Annotated in this window: 17 protein-coding genes; 8 read left to right on the forward strand and 9 right to left on the reverse strand. The window is 67.4% G+C overall.

The window, feature by feature from the left end; all coding sequences use genetic code 11:
* Window positions 1-7 precede the first annotated feature (7 nt).
* Together NRB20_RS16475 and NRB20_RS16480 are read left to right on the forward strand one after the other, a co-directional pair.
* On the forward strand, window positions 8-1,183 hold the full coding sequence (locus tag NRB20_RS16475; RefSeq protein WP_153411003.1) for a fatty acid desaturase family protein: 1,176 nt from the start codon (window positions 8-10) through the stop codon (window positions 1,181-1,183).
* Window positions 1,180-1,500, forward strand: coding sequence for a hypothetical protein (locus NRB20_RS16480; RefSeq protein WP_153411004.1), 321 nt, complete (start codon window positions 1,180-1,182; stop codon window positions 1,498-1,500). Before NRB20_RS16475 ends, NRB20_RS16480 begins: the two co-directional genes overlap by 4 nt.
* A gap of 45 nt (window positions 1,501-1,545) precedes the next feature.
* Here NRB20_RS16480 and NRB20_RS16485 read toward each other — a convergent pair whose 3' ends face one another.
* Window positions 1,546-2,097 carry a DUF4254 domain-containing protein gene (locus NRB20_RS16485; protein WP_153411005.1) on the reverse strand — a complete coding sequence of 184 codons (552 nt, stop codon included), beginning with the start codon at window positions 2,095-2,097 and terminating at the stop codon, window positions 1,546-1,548.
* 91 nt (window positions 2,098-2,188) lie between these two features.
* On the opposite strand from NRB20_RS16485, the gene NRB20_RS16490 reads away from it, so the two are divergent.
* Window positions 2,189-2,695 carry a hypothetical protein gene (locus NRB20_RS16490; protein ID WP_227833573.1) on the forward strand — a complete coding sequence of 169 codons (507 nt, stop codon included), beginning with the start codon at window positions 2,189-2,191 and terminating at the stop codon, window positions 2,693-2,695.
* A 402-nt stretch (window positions 2,696-3,097) separates the two neighbouring features.
* On the opposite strand, the gene NRB20_RS16495 is transcribed toward NRB20_RS16490, so the two are convergent.
* From NRB20_RS16495 to NRB20_RS16510, 4 genes are read right to left on the reverse strand one after another with little or no spacing between them, the layout of a single operon-like run.
* A complete protein-coding gene (locus NRB20_RS16495) occupies window positions 3,098-3,727 on the reverse strand; it encodes a GTP-binding protein (protein ID WP_454786544.1) in 630 nt (209 codons plus the stop codon).
* Window positions 3,708-4,124, reverse strand: coding sequence for a DUF742 domain-containing protein (locus tag NRB20_RS16500; protein ID WP_153411007.1), 417 nt, complete (start codon window positions 4,122-4,124; stop codon window positions 3,708-3,710). The genes NRB20_RS16495 and NRB20_RS16500 overlap by 20 nt, the downstream gene beginning before the upstream one ends.
* Window positions 4,121-4,549 (reverse strand): roadblock/LC7 domain-containing protein, encoded by a 429-nt coding sequence (locus tag NRB20_RS16505; protein ID WP_040831726.1) that lies wholly within the window; start codon window positions 4,547-4,549, stop codon window positions 4,121-4,123. Before NRB20_RS16505 ends, NRB20_RS16500 begins: the two co-directional genes overlap by 4 nt.
* Window positions 4,546-7,182, reverse strand: coding sequence for a sensor histidine kinase (locus tag NRB20_RS16510; RefSeq protein ID WP_153411008.1), 2,637 nt, complete (start codon window positions 7,180-7,182; stop codon window positions 4,546-4,548). Before NRB20_RS16510 ends, NRB20_RS16505 begins: the two co-directional genes overlap by 4 nt.
* Before the next feature lie 285 nt (window positions 7,183-7,467).
* On the opposite strand from NRB20_RS16510, the gene NRB20_RS16515 reads away from it, so the two are divergent.
* Window positions 7,468-8,307, forward strand: coding sequence for a DUF4389 domain-containing protein (locus tag NRB20_RS16515; RefSeq protein ID WP_153411009.1), 840 nt, complete (start codon window positions 7,468-7,470; stop codon window positions 8,305-8,307).
* Between the two features lie 21 nt (window positions 8,308-8,328).
* Here the strand turns inward: NRB20_RS16515 and NRB20_RS16520 are convergent, their stop codons facing one another.
* The 3 genes from NRB20_RS16520 to NRB20_RS16530 are packed head-to-tail and all read right to left on the reverse strand — an operon-like array spanning window position 8,329 to window position 10,965.
* The gene (locus NRB20_RS16520) at window positions 8,329-9,363 is read right to left on the reverse strand and encodes an ABC transporter ATP-binding protein (RefSeq protein WP_153411010.1); all 1,035 of its coding nucleotides are present in this window, start codon (window positions 9,361-9,363) and stop codon (window positions 8,329-8,331) included.
* A 2-nt stretch (window positions 9,364-9,365) separates the two neighbouring features.
* Entirely contained in the window at window positions 9,366-10,199 is an 834-nt protein-coding gene (locus NRB20_RS16525) for an ABC transporter permease (protein WP_319945001.1), read from the reverse strand.
* Window positions 10,192-10,965, reverse strand: coding sequence for an ABC transporter permease (locus tag NRB20_RS16530; protein WP_319945002.1), 774 nt, complete (start codon window positions 10,963-10,965; stop codon window positions 10,192-10,194). The genes NRB20_RS16525 and NRB20_RS16530 overlap by 8 nt, the downstream gene beginning before the upstream one ends.
* A gap of 516 nt (window positions 10,966-11,481) precedes the next feature.
* Between NRB20_RS16530 and NRB20_RS16535 the strand changes: the two genes are divergently transcribed.
* The 4 genes from NRB20_RS16535 (at window position 11,482) to NRB20_RS16550 (ending at window position 16,254) form a co-directional block, all read left to right on the forward strand.
* Window positions 11,482-12,606 (forward strand): sugar ABC transporter substrate-binding protein, encoded by a 1,125-nt coding sequence (locus NRB20_RS16535; RefSeq protein ID WP_153411011.1) that lies wholly within the window; start codon window positions 11,482-11,484, stop codon window positions 12,604-12,606.
* A 1-nt stretch (window position 12,607) separates the two neighbouring features.
* Window positions 12,608-13,381 (forward strand): ATP-binding cassette domain-containing protein, encoded by a 774-nt coding sequence (locus tag NRB20_RS16540; RefSeq protein WP_040831732.1) that lies wholly within the window; start codon window positions 12,608-12,610, stop codon window positions 13,379-13,381.
* A 25-nt stretch (window positions 13,382-13,406) separates the two neighbouring features.
* Window positions 13,407-14,861: a sugar ABC transporter permease gene (locus NRB20_RS16545; RefSeq protein ID WP_153411012.1), complete on the forward strand. Its 1,455-nt coding sequence runs from the start codon at window positions 13,407-13,409 to the stop codon at window positions 14,859-14,861.
* A gap of 235 nt (window positions 14,862-15,096) precedes the next feature.
* Window positions 15,097-16,254 carry an ROK family transcriptional regulator gene (locus NRB20_RS16550; protein WP_153411013.1) on the forward strand — a complete coding sequence of 386 codons (1,158 nt, stop codon included), beginning with the start codon at window positions 15,097-15,099 and terminating at the stop codon, window positions 16,252-16,254.
* A 128-nt stretch (window positions 16,255-16,382) separates the two neighbouring features.
* Here NRB20_RS16550 and NRB20_RS16555 read toward each other — a convergent pair whose 3' ends face one another.
* Window positions 16,383-16,616 carry a hypothetical protein gene (locus tag NRB20_RS16555; RefSeq protein WP_153411014.1) on the reverse strand — a complete coding sequence of 78 codons (234 nt, stop codon included), beginning with the start codon at window positions 16,614-16,616 and terminating at the stop codon, window positions 16,383-16,385.
* Window positions 16,617-16,620 lie beyond the last annotated feature (4 nt).

Genomic DNA, 16,620 nt, shown 5'->3' on the forward strand with positions numbered 1-16,620 from the left:
AAACGACATGGCAATCCTCACCGAGACCAAGGACGGCCCGCTGGTCCTGAGCCCGGAGCAGGTCGAGGAGATCGGCCGCGTGCTCGACGAACTGCGCGAGCGCGTCACCGCCGACCTGGGCGAGCAGGACCGCGAGTACATCTACTCGATCATCAAGGCGCAGCGCGGATTCGAAGTCGCCGGGCGCGGCCTGATGTACCTGGGCTTCCTGCCGCCGTTCTGGCTGGCGGGCGTGGCGGCGCTGAGCCTGTCCAAGATCCTGGACAACATGGAGATCGGCCACAACGTCATGCACGGCCAGTGGGACTGGATGCGTGAGCCGGGGCTGAATTCCCGTGTGTTCGAATGGGATACGGTCTGCCCGGCCGACCAGTGGAAGCATTCGCACAACTACATGCACCACACCTACACCAACATCCACGGCCGCGACCGGGACATCGGCTACGGCATCCTGCGCATCGACGAGGGCCAGGAGTGGAATCCGTACTACCTGGGCAACCCGGTCTACGCGTTCCTGCTGATGGTGCTGTTCGAGTGGGGCGTGATGGTGCACGACCTCGAGGCGGACAACATCGTCCAGGGCAAGCGCTCCTGGTCCGACCTGAAACCGCTGCTCAGGGGGCAGTGGCGGAAGGCCGGCAAGCAGGTGCTCAAGGACTACGTGATCTTCCCGCTGCTGTCGGGGCCGCTGTTCTTCTCCACCCTGGCCGGTAACGCGACGGCGAACCTGGTGCGCAACGTGTGGGCGTACTCGATCATCTTCTGCGGGCACTTCCCCTCGGGCGTACAGACGTTCACCGAAGAGGAGACCGCGCAGGAGACGCGCGGCGAGTGGTACGTGCGGCAGATGCTGGGTTCGGCCAACATCAGCGGCAGCAAACTGTTCCACATCCTGTCCGGCAACCTGTCGCACCAGATCGAGCACCACCTGTTCCCGGACCTGCCCGCGAACCGGTATCCGGAGATCGCGCCCGAGGTGCGGGCGCTGTGCGAGAAGTACGGACTGCCCTACAACACCGGTTCGTTCAGCCGTCAGATCGGTTCGGTGTGGGGCAAGATCTTCCGGCTCGCACTGCCCCCGGCGCTCGTCGGCAAGGGCCCGCAGCCCGGTGTTATCGTGATGCGTAGCGGCTCGACCAGCAACGAGTCGCGGCCGGATCCGAGCGAAGCGGGCGTTGAATGATCGGAAAATTCGAGAGCAACAAGGATCTGATCCAGGAGCTGACCTCCTCGGGGGCGCGCCACGTCGGCAATATCGCCTCGATCATCACCGGCACGGTGTCCGAGGTGACCCGCGAGATCGGCGACTGGATCACCGACGCGATCGAGATGCGCGAGGCGGCCGCGGCCGCCGAACGCGACCGGGAGGCCGCGGCGCGCGTGAACGCGGGCCGGGAGGAGCCGGACGTCCTCGTGGACGAGCCGAAGCCCAGTGCACGGGTGTCCGCCGAGCAGCCGTACATCGACGCGGACGTCGAGATCATCGATCCGGAGCGCTGAGCCGCCGCGGTGATGCCGAGGGCGGGCCGCCGTGCGGCGTCGTGCTCAGAACACCGGTAACCGGCGTCGTCGTTCGGCGACATCGGTGATGAGATCCTGGTAGCCGTCGGTGAGTTCGGCCAGTCGCACCCAGTGCAGATGGGCTTCGAGGTCCACCCCGCGATGCTCGTCGCGGGGCCGGCCGGACTCGCTGTCGGATCGGAACAATCCCAGCGCGTCCTGCGCCACCACCCATTTCGCGGCCAGCCGGTCGATCACCGCGCCGAGGGTTTCGGTGTGCAGGGTCGCGCCGGTGCGGTGCGGAATGGTGTCGGCCACCCAGATATCTATCGCCGCAACGAGTTTCGCGCGTTCGGCGTCGATGGTGCCGACCGTCCGGCTGCACTGCGCGAGCCGGTCGCTGTCGATGCCGCGGGTGTGCGCGGTGGCCACCGCGTGCTGTCGCCGCTCGTGGCAGCCGACCAGCGCGTGCGCGGCCCGCAGCACCGCGTGCGGTCGCACCTGTCGGTCCGCCGGGGTGTGAAAGGCCCGTAGCAGTTCCGGCGCCGTCGGCAGCTCGTCGAAACCGTTACGGCCACCGGCATATTCGGTCGCCATGGCATTCCCGCCCTCGTATCCGATATCGGATCGTGGTCACCTCCGCGTTCCCGCGCAGGGCGATCCGCTGTCGGACGCACGCTGACGGACCGTGAAATCCGCGACTGTGCGACGGGGCGGTCCGGGAAAAGGGGGCCCTTTCAGGAAAGCGCGTGGCAACATCGCGCGCAACCGGCGCTACCCCCATCGGTGGAAGCTGCCGGTGAATCGTTATACACAATTACGGCGGGGTCACATGATCGCGAAGATCGATGCTTCCGTAACCTGGTATTTCGTGTCCGCCTATGTGTCCTCGCCGGAGCTGACCTTCGGCTTCCTGTTCGCGCTGGAAGATCCCGAGCGAATCGCCGAGGTGGTGCGTGGGCTGATGGAGCGGCAGGTGGTCTCGGTGTTCCGGATGGAGCCGATGTCCGGGGCCGACGGTCCGCCCGAACGCTACGTGGTCAATTGGGCGTCCATTCCGCAGATCGCGATCACCACGGCCGCGCCGGAGCCCGATGTGCTGCACGAGCGTCGCACGATGCTGATCAACGCCTTCCTCAGCGAGAGCGGCGAGATCAGTTTGTATTCCGCTGAAGGTAAAACGCCTGGTAGGTAGGGGAGCGGCGGATATTCGCGGGCTCGGTTCCCGATGCCGGGGTGATCTTAAATACGGTCGCTTCTTATTCTCCTCATAGCTCCGATACAGCGCGCGTAGACATTGCCTTGTCAGGGTGGGATCTGTTCGGCCGACCGGTACGGAAGGCCGACGAGTTCCACTCCCGACAGAGAGGTTGACCTCCATGATCCCGCTGATCCTGAACACCGGCTCCGCCGCACTGCACGGCCTGATCGGCACGGGCAGTGCCGCCACCCACGGCCTGCTGAGCACCCTGTGGACCGGTTCGTTCGGCTAGATCGAGCGAGTACGGATACGCGCCTCGCGCGGAATTCGGCACCGCCCCGGCATCGCGCGGATGCCGGGGCGGATTCATGTCCGGGGTCGGCGGGGATCAGCGGTTCAGCTCGCGCGCACCGAATGCGCGGCCAACCGGGCGGCCAGCACCTGTTCGAGCAGCACCACCAGTACCTGCTTGACCGACTCGCGATCGCGCGCGTCGCATTCCACCAGCGGCACCGCCTCGCGCACCCCCAGCGCCTCGCGCACCTCGGGCAGTTCGAACCGCTCGCCCTCGGCGAACCGGTTGACCGCCACCACGAACGGGGTCTCGTGCTGTTCGAAGAAATCCAGTACCGGATAGCAGTCCTGGATGCGGCCGGTGTCGACCAGGATCACCCCGCCCAGCGCGCCGTCGAGCAGATCGTCCCAGAGGAATTCGAACCGCTCCTGGCCCGGCGTGCCGAACAGGTACAGCACCAGCGACCGATCCAGGGTGATGCGGCCGAAGTCCATCGCCACGGTGGTGGTCGTCTTCTCGGTGCGTTGGCCCGGATCGTCCACGCCCACCGAGACTTCCGTCATCGCGGCCTCGGTGGACAGCGGCTCGATCTCGGAGATCGCGCCGATGAAGGTCGTCTTGCCGACCCCGAAGCCACCGCTGACCACGATCTTGACCGAGAAGGCCGACGGCTCCGGTGGTGCGGGTGTCGGCTCCGGGGTGTTGCGAAACTCAGAGTGCCCGAACAAGATCCCTGATCCTCTCGATGACTGCGGTGGAAATTTCCTGGGCCTGTGCCACCGACGCGTGTCCGGCGGCCACCAGATCGCCGACCACGACCCGGGCCACACCGATCGGAACATGTAGTGCGGCAGCGATTTCCGCGATCGACTGCGGCTGCTGGCACAACCGTACGACAGTTCGCAGCTCGAAGCGCAACGGGGCCGACAGCGCCGAAGGTGTGGCGTGGACCAGGGTTTCGATGCGCAGTCCCTCGATCGTCGGGGTGGTCCGGCCGCCGGTCATCAGGAACGGGCGCACCACGGGTTCGGGATCCGATGGCCCCGCGGGTGCGCCGAACTCGGGGCCATCGGGTGCGTGCCGGGCCGGTCCGATCGGTGGATCGGGGGCCCGGTGCTGACCGCTCATCTGCGTAGCGACTCTCGCAACTCGCTGATCAGCGCCGGAGTCAGCAGCGATCCGGCCCGCTCGGCCAGCACGGCCATCTGGTAACCGACCAGTCCGATATCGCTGTCGCTGTCGGCGATCACGCCGATGCAGCTGCCGTCCGCGACCGCCGAGATGAGCAGGAAACCGCGCCGCATCTCGATCATGATCAACTTGAGACCGTCGAAATCGTAACTGCGCGAGGCGCTTCGGGACAGGCTCACCAGACCCGACACCATCGCGGCCAGCCGGTCCGCCCCGGCGCGGTCCAGCCCGTCCGACATCGCCATGAGCAATCCGTCCGAGGACACCGCCACGGTGTCGCGGACTCCGTCGGTGGTACGCACGAAATCGGCGAGCAGCCAGTTGAAGGTGTGCGGACCGGAATCCGGCAGTTGTGTGGTCACCGGGTTTCCTCCTGTGCGATCGATGCCGGAACCCCTGGGGTTTCGTCGGATTGGCCGCGCCGATGGCCCGCGCGGAAGCTGGTGAGCATCCCGCGGACCTGCTCGGGTGAGCGATCGACGGCGGGCGCTGTCGGATTCCCGGGCGGGACGACCGCCGGTGTGGGTGCGGTGGTCGGTCCCGGAATCTTCTTGGCGCGCTTGACGAGACCGTTGCGGGTCCGTTGCACCGCGGGGTCGGGTGCGGCATCAGTGTAGTGAATTCCGTTGGAGTCCGAAGCAGGTGCCGGATGTTTCGGCGCACCGAGCTGATGACGTTGCGCCGCAGTGGTGTTCAGCGCCTTCTTCAGCGGGCCCGGCGGCAGCGTCGGGAACGGATCCGGGCGGTCGCCGAGTTCGACCGCGGCGGGGTCGAGTGCGGGACGTTCGGGCTGTTCGCGGCCCTGGGGCGACGCTTCGGGCAGTTCCGGGAGTTCGGGGAGCTCGCGTCGGCCCGCGGCGTGGTTCGCCTGCGGCGCGGGCCAGCCCGGGACCGCGAAACCGCTGTACCCGTCCTGCGACGCACCGGCCGGCACCGCGGCCGGGATCGCGGCGGCGGTGCGGCCCGGGGCGAGCTCGGGCAGATCCTGCGACACCGGCTCCAACGCGGGCAACCGTTCGGCGGACGGCAGCGAGACCGTCGTCCAGACCGGTTGTGCCGGTTCGAGTTTGCGCGCGCCCAGGGCGATGTCGGTGCCGATCAGGGCGGTGGGCAACAGGATTCGCGCCGCCACCCCGCTGATCGGCGACGCGGTCAGCTCGACCTCGATACCCAGGCGCTTGGCCAGCCGCCCGACCACGTAGTGGCCCAGGAACCGGGTCGGCGCGACCAGGAAGTCCGCGTCGCCGCGCAGCCGCGCGTTGGCCGCGGTCAGCTGATCCTCCGGCATGCCGATGCCGTGGTCGACCACGGCCAGCATGTACTGCTGGCCCAGGCGGCGGCCGTAGATCTCGACCTCGACGTCGGGCGGGGAGAAGGCCAGGCCGTTCTCGATCAGCTCGGCCAGCATGTGGGCCAGTTCGCTGACCGCCGAACCGGAGATCGCGATCTCGTCGATGCGCCGCAGCACCACGCGGCGGTAGTCCTCGACCTCCGAGAGCGCGGCCCGGATGACATCGCTCAGCGGGATCGGCTCACTCCAGCGCCGCGGGCTCGCCGCGCCGACGAGCACCAGCAGGCTCTCGGCGTTGCGGCGCATGCGGGTGGCCAGATGGTCCAGCTCGAACATGTTGGACAGCGTCTTGGGATCGAGTTCCTCGCGCTCGAACTCGCTGATCAGGCCGAGCTGGCGGCGCAGCAGGTTCTGATTGCGGCGACCGAGGTTGCCCAGCGACTCGGTGATGTTGCGGCGCAGCAGCGCCTGCGCCGAGGCGAGTTCGAACGACGTGGTCTGCAAACGATCGAATGCCTCTGCGACCGAAACGATTTCGCTGCTCGCGTTGTGCGGCGTGCGGATCGGTTCGGGCGGATCGGGCGGGGTCGCGTTCTCCTGCTGCCAGGCGGCGATCAGCGCGGGCAGCCGCTGGGTGGCGACCTCGTCGGCCTCCCGGGCCAGCGCGGCGAGCGGGCGCACGATCGCGCGCACACCCGTGACCACCAGCATGACCAGGATCAACAGCGCCACCACCGCGGCGGCGGTATAGGCGATCAGGGTGATCTCCGAGATGCGGCGCAGATCCTGCGCGCGATGCTGGATGTCCGCGCCGATCGAGCGCTGCACATCGCGTTCGGCGTCGATCACCGAGCTGGTCTGCGACCACCACTGGCCGGGCGGGACGAGCTCGGAGAGCTGGCCGTCCTGCGCGGCGGCGGCGATGGTCAGCGACAACGCGGCCGCGGTCGCGTTGGGTGAATGCAGGGCGTCGTCCAGGCGGGCACGTTGACTCGCGGTGGCGTCGCGCGGAAAGGCCGCCAGCGCAGCCTGTTTCGCGGCATCGATCTGGAGGAACTGCACGTATTCGCCGGGGTGGAAGGCGTTGGCGGCGAAGACCCCGGCGAGGAATCCGCGTTCCTGGCCGGTGAACTCCTTGACATCGCCCAGCGCGTACAGCGCCTGCACGCCGCGCCGGATCTGCGCGTCGTTCGTGCTGTCCTGGCCGGGGCGGGCGCGGTCCAGCGCGGCGACGGCGTCGGTGTAGAACGAGAACGCGTCGGTGCGGTCGATGCGCTGCCCGTCCACCTCGGCGCGGGTGCTGCTCAGCGAGGCCAGCTGCGCCAGGGCCGTGCGCACCTCGGTGGTACCGGGGGCGTCGGCGGTCAGTGCCGCGTTCAACGCCAGCAGCGCGCGATCGGTGGCCGGGCGCTGGGCGTCCAGGGTCTGACGCATCTCCGCGTCGCCGCCCAGCATGCCGTTGGTGAGACCGCGTTCGCGCTGCACCTCGTGCACCAGATCCTGGACCGACAGCGCCAGCGACACCGCGTGCACCGTGTCGCCGCTGTCGCGATAGGCGCGTACCTCGGTGGTCAGCACGACGCCCAGCAGCGCGAGTACCAGCACGACCGAAACCACGAGTACCCGGATCAGCTGCCCGCGGATGGTGCGAGGACGCAACAGCCTGGCCGCCGGGTTGCGCCTTTTGTCACTTTTCGGTGACATCCGCGCTCGACGGAATTGCACTTCCACTCCTCATTTCCCTCTCCGCGGCCCGGTGGCTCGAACGTCGCGGAGAATCAGAAGCAAGGTGTCACATACGGGTCGTTCGCGCAACACGTAAGGTGGGCCCGACCGGGCGATGTGACGCGCCGGGGCCGGATCGGCGCGACGCGCCGGGGCAACTGCCGGATCCGTCCGATAAATGGGTCTGAATGTGACCTCGGTGCGAAACAATTGGGGGTGCCAGGGCTCGGCCGCGAGCCGGTAACGCCCGAGAGGAGCGTGGTCATGCAACCCGATACCCCCGTTTACCCCGTCCGAGTTCGGGGTGATCTGGATCCGGCGCTCTCGCGCTGGCAATGGATCATCAAATGGATTCTCGCGATTCCGCATTACATTGTGCTGTTTTTCCTGTACATCGCCTACTTCGTGGTCACCGTGATCGCATTCTTCGCGATCCTGTTCACGGGCCGTTATCCGCGCGGGCTATTCGATTTCAATGTCGGGGTCATGCGCTGGGGCTGGCGGGTCCGGTTCTACGCGTTCGCCCCGCTGGGCACCGATCGGTATCCGCCGTTCAGCCTGCGCCCGGACGAGAACTATCCGGCCGACCTCGACGTCGAGTATCCCGAGCAGCTGCATCGCTGGCTGGTGCTGATCAAGTGGTGGCTGCTGGCCATTCCGCAGTATCTGATCGTCGCGGTCATCGCCGGTGGCGGGATGCGGTACTGGGGTGGTGGCGGCGGGTATCGCGGCCATCACGGGCACGGTCACCACGGGCATCACATGGCCACGCACATGGGCGGTATGAGCTGGGTGTCGCTGATCGGTGTGCTGGTGATCATCGCCGCGATCGGGCTGCTGTTCACCGGGCGGTACCCGCGCGGGCTGTTCGACTTCGTGATGGGTCTGCTGCGTTGGACGATCCGGGTCCGGGTGTACAGCTCGCTGATGCGTGACGAGTACCCGCCGTTCCGGTTGGACCAGGGTGCGCGTGAACCCGGTGACGCGGGGGCTGTCGTGGCCGCGCCCGAACCCGGTCCCGCGCCCGAACCCGGTGCGGCCGCGGACGCCGGTGCCGAGGCCGAAACGCGCGTCAGCCCGGAGCCTGGAACCGAAAACACCTGAGCCGCAGTATTATCGGCTTCCCTACTCTTGCGCGTCCCCGTCGACAGTCGGCGGGGACGCGCTGCTGTGCGGGGCAGGGTTCTGCGTGCTGTCCTGGGACTGATAGATGCGGCGCACCACGTCCTCGATATCGGGCTCCTCGATGGACAGGTCACGCACCTCCACCCGCGCCGAGACGGCCGTGAGCACCTGGGCGGCGGTGACCACCTGGGGATCGAAGGCCAGTCGCTGCCGGATGCCCCCGCCCTCGCTGGCGACCAGTTCGGCCCCGGGCAGGTCGGTCAGATCGGGTGCGGGTGCGGCCAGATCCACCACCAGCTTGCGGCGCACCCGCACGGTGGCGGCCAGGCCGGTGAGGGTGCCGTCGTAGACCAGGCGGCCGCGGTCGACCACCAGCACCCGTTCGCACAGCCGCTCGATATCGCCCATGTCGTGGGTGGTCAGCAGCAGGGTGGTGCCGCGTTCGATGCGCTCGTAGGACAGGAAATCGCGTAATCGCTGTTTGGACAGCACATCCAGGCCGATGGTGGGCTCGTCCAGGATCAGCAGTTCGGGCGAATGCAGCAGTGCCGCAGCGATTTCCGCGCGCATGCGCTGGCCCAGGGACAGCTGCCGCACGGGGGTGTCCAGGGTGTGCGCCATCTCCAGCTGTTCGATCAGTTCGTGAATGCGTTTGCCCGCGCGATCCGGATCCAGGCGGTGGATGGCCGCCAGGATGGTGAACGATTCGCGCAGCGGCAGATCCCACCAGAGTTGGGAACGTTGTCCGAACACGACGCCGATGTGTCCGGCCAGTTCCCGGCGTTGCCGCACCGGTTCGAGCCCGCAGGTGCGCACCGTGCCCGAGGTGGGTACCAGGATGCCGGTGAGCATCTTGATGGTGGTGGACTTACCCGCGCCGTTGGCGCCGATATAGCCCACTGCCGCACCGGGTTCGATGCTGAAGCTCATCCGGTCGACCGCGGTGATCACCTCGCGACGTCGTCGTCGCCAGCGCCCCTCCTGCTTGCGGTGGATGACGAATTCCCTTGTCAAATCGGTGATCTCGATGGACATCGCTATCCACCGCCTCCCTGGTAGTGCCGAACTCCCGAACGCCAGCACAGCAGTGCGATACCCCAGACCCACACTGCCGCAAGCGGACTCGCCCAGGCCAGCCACGCGGGCAGCCACTGCGGACCGGGCAGGTCCAGCAGGGCGATCGTGGGCAGATAGGCGACGAAGGACACCGGCACGGCGAAGCCGAACAGCAGCGTCATCGGGTGGCCGAACACCGATGTGGGCTGCTGGGCGGCGAATGCGCCACCGTAGGTGAAGCTGTTGGTCAACTCGGAGCCGTCGATGAGGAAGAATTGCAGGCCGGCCGCGCACACGAACAGTCCGGCGAAGATCGCCGTGCCCGCCAGCAGCGAGATCGTGATGAGTGCGAATGTGGTTGCGGTCCAATCGATGTCGTCGGTGACGATGCCGACGCCCAGTACCGTCGCGGCCACGCCGGCGCGGGCCACCCGACGCAGCGAGATGTCGCTGGTGATCAACTGCAACAGCAGCGGTTGCGGGCGCAGGTGGAATGCGTCCAGAGTGCCCGCGCGCAGATAGGTCGGCAGGGTGTCGGTGTGCCCGACCAGGATCTGCGCGAGCGAGAAGGCCAGATTGGACAGGCCGAACAGCAACAGCATGGCGTGCATGTCGAGTCCGCCCAGTACCCGCACGTTGTGGTAGATGACCCACACCTCGGCGAATTCCACCACGCCGATCAGCAGGGAGGACAGCATATCGGCGGCGAAGGACAGCGGGTAGGCGCGCTGTGAGCGCATCCGGGAGCGCAACACCGCGCTGTAGGGGGTGAACCAGGTCCCCGATCGGCGCGTGGCGTCGAGCAGTTCAGCCACCCTGCACCTCCAGCTTGTGACGCCCTGCGCGCAACAGGATCCGGCCGAGGAGAACCGCGACAACTATCCAGAATAGCTGTACGCCAAGGATTCCCAGTGCTTGCGAACCGACCGCCCGGCCCGATAACACATCGATCGGCGCTTGCAGCAGTGACGGGAACGGCGTGAGGTCGGCGACGGTCCGCAACCATCCGGGAAACAGGTGTACCGGGACGAACAGTCCGGCCAGGAAGGTCGCCACGATCTGGTAGAGCAGCCGGACCCCGCGCGTCTCGACGGCCCAGAATCCGGTGAGGCAGACCGCGAACAACAACAGCAGCGAGATCATCACCGCGAGCACGACGCTCAGCCCGCCGAGCAGATACGGCCACACGCTGTGCGGCAGCGTGAGCTGGAACGCCGCCAGTCCCACCGCGACGCTCGGCGCCCCGCGCAGCAGCAGGGTGCAGGTGGCCCGGCCCAGATCGGTTGCCAGATAAGAGAACTGGACGTCCACCGGGCGCAGGAAGTCGATCGCGACGTCACCGTTGCGGATGCGATCGGCGATGTCCAGCGGCGGCCCCATGATCCGCAACGCCGCCAGCAAACCCTGGGACAACCAGACGTACGCGCCGATCGAATCGGCTGTGTACCCGCCCAATCCGGCACTCGCGCGCACCGCGGCGAGCATCACCGCGGCCCGCACCAGCCCGAACACCACATTGGTGACCATGCCCGCGAACATGGCGAGCCGGTAGTGCCACTGTCGGAGGAACCCCGCTCCCACCAATCGCCAATAAACCCCAGGGCCGCGCACAAAGATTCAACGCTACGGCCCCCCAATGTTGTTACACAATATCTTTGGCCTCCGCTTCGCTCCGGCGGTTCGCGGCCCCCTGAGGCTCACCGGTCGGCCCCGTGTCGGGCACTCGTTCCTCGCACCCGCCACGCGTCCGACCGGCGAGCCGGGCCGCGAACTTTGCTGTTGGCGTTCAACGGGGTTGGCGGAACTGGGTGGAGCGAAACCCATGTCGGGCACTTGTTCCTCGCACCCGCCACGTGTCCATCAGCGAGCCGGGCTGCGAACACGAGGCTGAGATCTGGAGCTTGGTGGAACGGCGTCGGAGCGGCCGCGAGCGTGTCACCATTGAGGGTAAGACGTGAGCTGCGCCACACCGTTGTGCAATTGTGACCTCCGCCGCCCTCTGAGTGCCATATGTTGTTGCCTACAACATATGGCACTCGTCATCCGGTCCCTACCCGAGCCCGGCGACGAGTGTCGTCGGCTCGAAAGGTTCACCTGATGAGGATGAAACACTATGGGGCGGTGGCCGTTGCGCTGGCCGGGCTCCTGACCCTCACCGCTTGCGGATCCAACTCCGCGAGCAGCGGCGGCAACTCCACCAGTTCGGGCGGTGGCGGCGGAGGTAAGAACGGGACCGTCGGGGTGATCTTGCCGGAGACCGCCACCTCGGCCCGCTGGGAGGGCTTCGACCGTCCCATGCTCCAGAAGGCCTTGAGCGCACAGGGATTCGACTCCGATATCGAGAACGCCCAGGGCGATGTGCAGAAGTTCAGCACGCTGGCCGACGGCATGATCGCCAAGGGGGTGAAGGTGCTGGTCATCGCCTCGATCAACAGTGAAGTCGGCAACGCCGTCGCCAACAAGGCGCACAAGGCCGGTATCCCCACCATCGACTACGACCGGTTGAACCTGGGCGGGTCCTCGGACTACTACGTCTCCTTCGACAACGTGAAAGTCGGTGCGCTGCAAGGCCAGGACCTCGCCGACGCGCTCAAGACCAAGCCGGGCGCGCAGGTGATCGAGGTCGAGGGCGCGCCGACCGACAACAACGCCACCCTGTTCCACCAGGGCCAGGAGCAGGTGCTCAAGCCGCTCTACGACTCCGGTGCGCTCAAACTCGTTGCGAGCCAGGCGATCGACGGTTGGGACAACCAGAAGGGCGGCCAGGTCTTCGAGCAGCTGCTCACCGGTAACGGCAACAAGATCGACGGCGTCGTCGCCGCCAACGACGGCCTCGCCGGCGCCATCATCACGGTGCTCAAGAAGAACGGCCTCAACGGCAAGGTGCCCGTGACCGGCCAGGACGCGACCACCGAGGGTCTCAAGGCGGTGCTGCGCGGTGATCAGTACATGACCGTGTTCAAGCCGATCGAGGAGGAGGCCGCCTCCGCCGCGAAACTCGCCGCCGCGCTGGCCAAGGGCGACAAGGCCGCCGCGGATGCCATCGCGACCGCCAGCTCGCAGGATCCCAAGGGCAACCGGACGGTGAAATCGGTGCTGCTGGATCCGCAGTCGATCACTCGTGACCAGGTCAAGGTGGTCGTGGACAAGGGTTATGTCAAGGCGAGCGATCTGTGCTCGGGCGACGTGGCCTCGGTCTGCACCCAGCTCGGGATCTCCTGACATGAGTGAGCCGCTGTTGCAGATCTCCGGGCTCAACAAGAGCTTCGGTGCGGTTCATGTTCTGCACGATGTCGAGTTCACCGCACCGGCGGGCGAGGTGACCGCGCTGGTCGGCGATAACGGCGCGGGCAAGTCGACGCTGGTGAAATGCATTGCCGGAATCCATGGTTCGGATTCGGGATCGGTGAAGTTCCGGGGTGAGGAAGTGCACCTGCACGGCCCCAAGGATGCCGCGGAACTGGGTATCGAGGTCGTCTATCAGGACCTCGCGCTGGCCGACAATCTCGATATCGTGCAGAACATGTTCCTCGGCCGCGAACGCGGCAAGCCGTGGTTCCTGGACGAGGCCGCCATGGAGGATGCGGCGCGGCGCACCCTGGCATCGCTGTCGGTGCGCACCGTGAAATCGGTGCGCACCCCGGTGGCGTCGCTGTCCGGTGGGCAGCGGCAGACGGTGGCGATCGCGAAATCGGTGCTGTGGAACAGCAATCTGGTGCTGCTCGACGAGCCGACCGCCGCGCTCGGTGTGGCGCAGACCCGTCAGGTGCTCGATCTGGTGCGACGGCTCGCCGAACAGGGCCTGGGTGTGGTGCTGATCAGCCACAACCTCGCCGACGTGTTCGAGGTCGCGGACCGGATCGCGGTGTTGTACCTGGGCCGGATGGCCGCGCAGGTGCGGACCAGCGAGGTCACTCAGAACCAGGTCGTGGAATTGATCACCGCGGGACGTTCCGGCGAGTTGGGCCTGGCCCGGCCGGACTCCGCGGTGCTGTAGCAGGATCAGCAGGAAAGTAGTTGCGATGACGCAAGTTTCGGCGGAGACAGCGGGTGGCGGCGACAGCCCCGAGTCCGCCAACGGGGACCGGACGGCGATTGCCGATTTCGGTATCGACACCACCACCGTATCCACGGCGGAGGCCGTGCGTTCCTATCTCGCCCGCGTGAGGGGCGGCGAGATCGGTTCTCTGCCTGCGCTGTTGGGGCTGGTGGTGCTGATCGTCCTGTTCACCTCGCTGTCGGATGTATTCCTCTCACTCAACAACATCGCGAATCTGCTCGCCCAGGGAGCCGGGCAGACCATCATCGCGATGGGCATCGTCTACGTGCTGTTGCTGGGTGAGATCGATCTGTCGGCGGGTACCGCCTCCGGTGTGGCGGGGGCGGTACTGGCGATGCACTATGTCGACAACGGAAATCTGTTGTCCGGCATGGGAAATACCGTCTTCTTCATCTTCAACGGACTGCTGGTGCTGGCGGCGGTGCTCGCGGGGCTGCTGCGGATCTGGCCCGGGGTGGCGATGTCGCTGCTCGGGATCCTGATCACGGTGGTGGGCTTCCACGCGAATCCGTGGATCGAGATGCTGCTGGCGGTGTGTGTGGGCACCGCCATCGGCTGCATCACCGGATTCCTGATCTCCAAGATCGGGATGCCGTCGTTCGTGGTGACGTTGGCGCTGTTCCTGGCCTGGCAGGGTGCGATCCTGCAACTCATCGGCGAGGGCGGCGTGCTGGGTATCAGCTCCTCGCACGTGCTGGACGCGGTGGCCAACGGCAATCTGTCGGTGCTGTGGAGTTGGGTGCTGTTCGTGGTCGGCGCCGGTGGTTACGGCGCGGTGACGCTGGTCGGTCATTTCCGCAGGCGCAGTAAGGGTTTGGTGACCCAACCGACCCCGCTGGTGCTGGGCAAGGTGATCGTGCTGACGGTGCTGGCGGCGGTGGCGACGGCGTTCATGTCGGTGAACCGGTCGCCGAGTCCGCTGATCAAGATCTCCGGGGTGCCGTACGTGGTGCCGATCGTGCTGGTGCTGCTGGTGGTCGGAACGTATGTGCTGAACCGCACCACCTACGGTCGGCACCTCTACGCGATCGGCGGCAACCGGGAGGCCGCCCGGCGCGCGGGTATCAATGTGACGCAACTGCGTTCGAGTGTGTTCGTGATCAGTTCGGGCTGTGCCGCGGTGGGTGCGATCGTGTACTCCTCCAAGGTCGGTTCGGTCGATCCGCAGGCCGGTGGGCTGAACACGCTGCTGTTCGCGGTGGGTGCGGCGGTGATCGGCGGCACCTCCCTGTTCGGTGGGAAGGGGCGGATCGCCGACGCGGTCATCGGCGGTACTGTGCTCGCGGTGGTTTCCAACGGGCTGGGCCTGCTGCGCCAGCCCGCCGCCGTGGTCTCGGTGGTCACCGGTCTGGTGTTGCTGCTGGCGGCGACGGTCGACGCCCTGTCACGTCGCCGGGCCGCCGCATCGGGTCGATGAGTCCAACGGTCGTTCGGCCGAATGTCATTGGTGCGCACGGTGTCCGGACCCGGTCCGGACACCGGTACCCGGGCGGTCCACTGCCCGAACGGCATTCGGCCGAGCGGCCCGGGACGAGTGGAAGAGGGAGTGTGGTCGCGAATGTCGGTGAAGGTGGAATCGTGAGTGAGTTCGTGCGCGGCGGCGAGCAGTGGCGAGGTGGCATCGTGAGCGCTCACGGCGGAGTTGTGCGCGCATGAATGTTGCGCGGCCGGACGAGGTGCGCAAATTCAATCGCGCCTCGCTGCTGCGGATCCTGCACGTCGGCGGACCGGCCACCCGCGCGGCCCTGGCCACCGAACTCGGGTTGAACCGGTCGACCATCAAGATGCTGGTCGACGGTCTGGCCGGGGACGGGGTGGTCGAGGAGCGGGTGCCGCGGGTGCCGCAGGGCGCGGGACGGCCGTCGCTGCTGGTGCTGCCGCAGGCGCAGGCCGCGGTGGTGCTGGCAGTGGACGTGCAGGTCGAACACGCGGGTATCGCGCTGGTCGGTCTGGGCGGTCAGATCCTGGGGCGCAACAGCTGGAATCTGCGTGGGCGGCAACGGGATCCGGACGAGGTGGTGACGCACGTCGCGGAATCCTCGGCGATGCTGGCACAGGATCTGGACCTGCATCCGGTGGCCGCGGGGATCTCGGTGCCCGGGGTGGTGCGCCGCGCCGACGGGATGGTGCACGACTCGACCAATCTCGGCTGGACCGATGTGCCGTTCGGCGAGCGGATGGGCACGGTGCTGGGCGTTCCGGTGGTGGTGGGCAACGACGCCGAACTCGGCGCGCTGGCCGAATACGTGCGCGGGGTGGGGCGCGGCGCCTCGGACGCGGTGTTCGTCTCCGCGGATGTGGGCGTCGGCGGGGGGATCATCGCGCAGGGCGGGCTGCTGCGCGGTTCGGGCGGCTATCTCGGCGAAATCGGCCATATGACAGTGCATCCCGGCGGTCGCCCCTGCCACTGCGGGAACGACGGCTGCTGGGAGACCGAGGTCGGGGAGTTGGCGTTGCGGCGGGCGCTCGGGCTGGCCGAATCGGTGCCGCGCGGTGCCATCGTCGCGGAACTGCGTGAGCTGCAACGAGATTCGGATCCGGTGGCGCGCCTCGGCGGCTACGTCGACTGGCTGATCCTGGGTCTGGTCAACGTGGTCAACATCCTGGGCCCGGAGTTGGTGGTGCTCGGGGATCTGTTCGCGATTCTGCCCGAGGCGGTGGTGCAGCGCGTGCAGCAGGAGGTGCGCACGCGCAGTATGGTCAGCCGCGCGCTGGGCGGCGTGCGGATCGAGAAGTCTTCTCTCGGTGCGGATCTCAAACTTCTCGGGGCCGCGGAGGCGGCGTTCGAGGACGTGCTCACCTCGCTGTGAGCAGTGCACGGTCTCACCGGGCCGATCGCCCGGAGGGGACATCTACGCGCGCGGTCCCATGCCCGAACAACGGGCATGGGACCGTGTCGCACTCGTCCTGCTACGCGGCCCTCATCTGCCGCGTGGAACTACTTGTGCGGGCAGGCGGGCGGCTTACCGGCGGGCGGGTTCCCCGGCGGCTTCTGGTGGTTGCCGGGCGGCGGGCCCTGCGGGTGCCCGGCAGGCGGAGCGCACTGACCGTTCGGTGCGGGGTTCTGCTGTGGCGCCGGAGCGGCACTCGCCATTCCCGCACCCGCACCCACCAGCGCGAACGTCACGGCGCCCGCCGCAACACCCGCCGCCAACCTCGACTTGATTCGCATCGCA

The organism is Nocardia macrotermitis (genome assembly GCF_009604405.1).
GTDB lineage: Bacteria > Actinomycetota > Actinomycetes > Mycobacteriales > Mycobacteriaceae > Nocardia > Nocardia macrotermitis.

Excerpts from the sequence above, each read along its gene's own strand:
- NRB20_RS16475 (WP_153411003.1), top strand. The coding sequence starts at position 8 with ATGGCAATCCTCACCGAGACCAAGGACGGCCCGCTGGTCCTGAGCCCG.
- NRB20_RS16480 (WP_153411004.1), top strand. The coding sequence starts at position 1,180 with ATGATCGGAAAATTCGAGAGCAACAAGGATCTGATCCAGGAGCTGACC.
- NRB20_RS16485 (WP_153411005.1), bottom strand. The coding sequence starts at position 2,097 with ATGGCGACCGAATATGCCGGTGGCCGTAACGGTTTCGACGAGCTGCCG.
- NRB20_RS16500 (WP_153411007.1), bottom strand. The coding sequence starts at position 4,124 with ATGAGCGGTCAGCACCGGGCCCCCGATCCACCGATCGGACCGGCCCGG.
- NRB20_RS16510 (WP_153411008.1), bottom strand. The coding sequence starts at position 7,182 with ATGTCACCGAAAAGTGACAAAAGGCGCAACCCGGCGGCCAGGCTGTTG.
- NRB20_RS16515 (WP_153411009.1), top strand. The coding sequence starts at position 7,468 with ATGCAACCCGATACCCCCGTTTACCCCGTCCGAGTTCGGGGTGATCTG.
- NRB20_RS16520 (WP_153411010.1), bottom strand. The coding sequence starts at position 9,363 with ATGTCCATCGAGATCACCGATTTGACAAGGGAATTCGTCATCCACCGC.
- NRB20_RS16535 (WP_153411011.1), top strand. The coding sequence starts at position 11,482 with ATGAGGATGAAACACTATGGGGCGGTGGCCGTTGCGCTGGCCGGGCTC.
- NRB20_RS16540 (WP_040831732.1), top strand. The coding sequence starts at position 12,608 with ATGAGTGAGCCGCTGTTGCAGATCTCCGGGCTCAACAAGAGCTTCGGT.
- NRB20_RS16545 (WP_153411012.1), top strand. The coding sequence starts at position 13,407 with ATGACGCAAGTTTCGGCGGAGACAGCGGGTGGCGGCGACAGCCCCGAG.
- NRB20_RS16550 (WP_153411013.1), top strand. The coding sequence starts at position 15,097 with ATGAATGTTGCGCGGCCGGACGAGGTGCGCAAATTCAATCGCGCCTCG.
- NRB20_RS16555 (WP_153411014.1), bottom strand. The coding sequence starts at position 16,616 with ATGCGAATCAAGTCGAGGTTGGCGGCGGGTGTTGCGGCGGGCGCCGTG.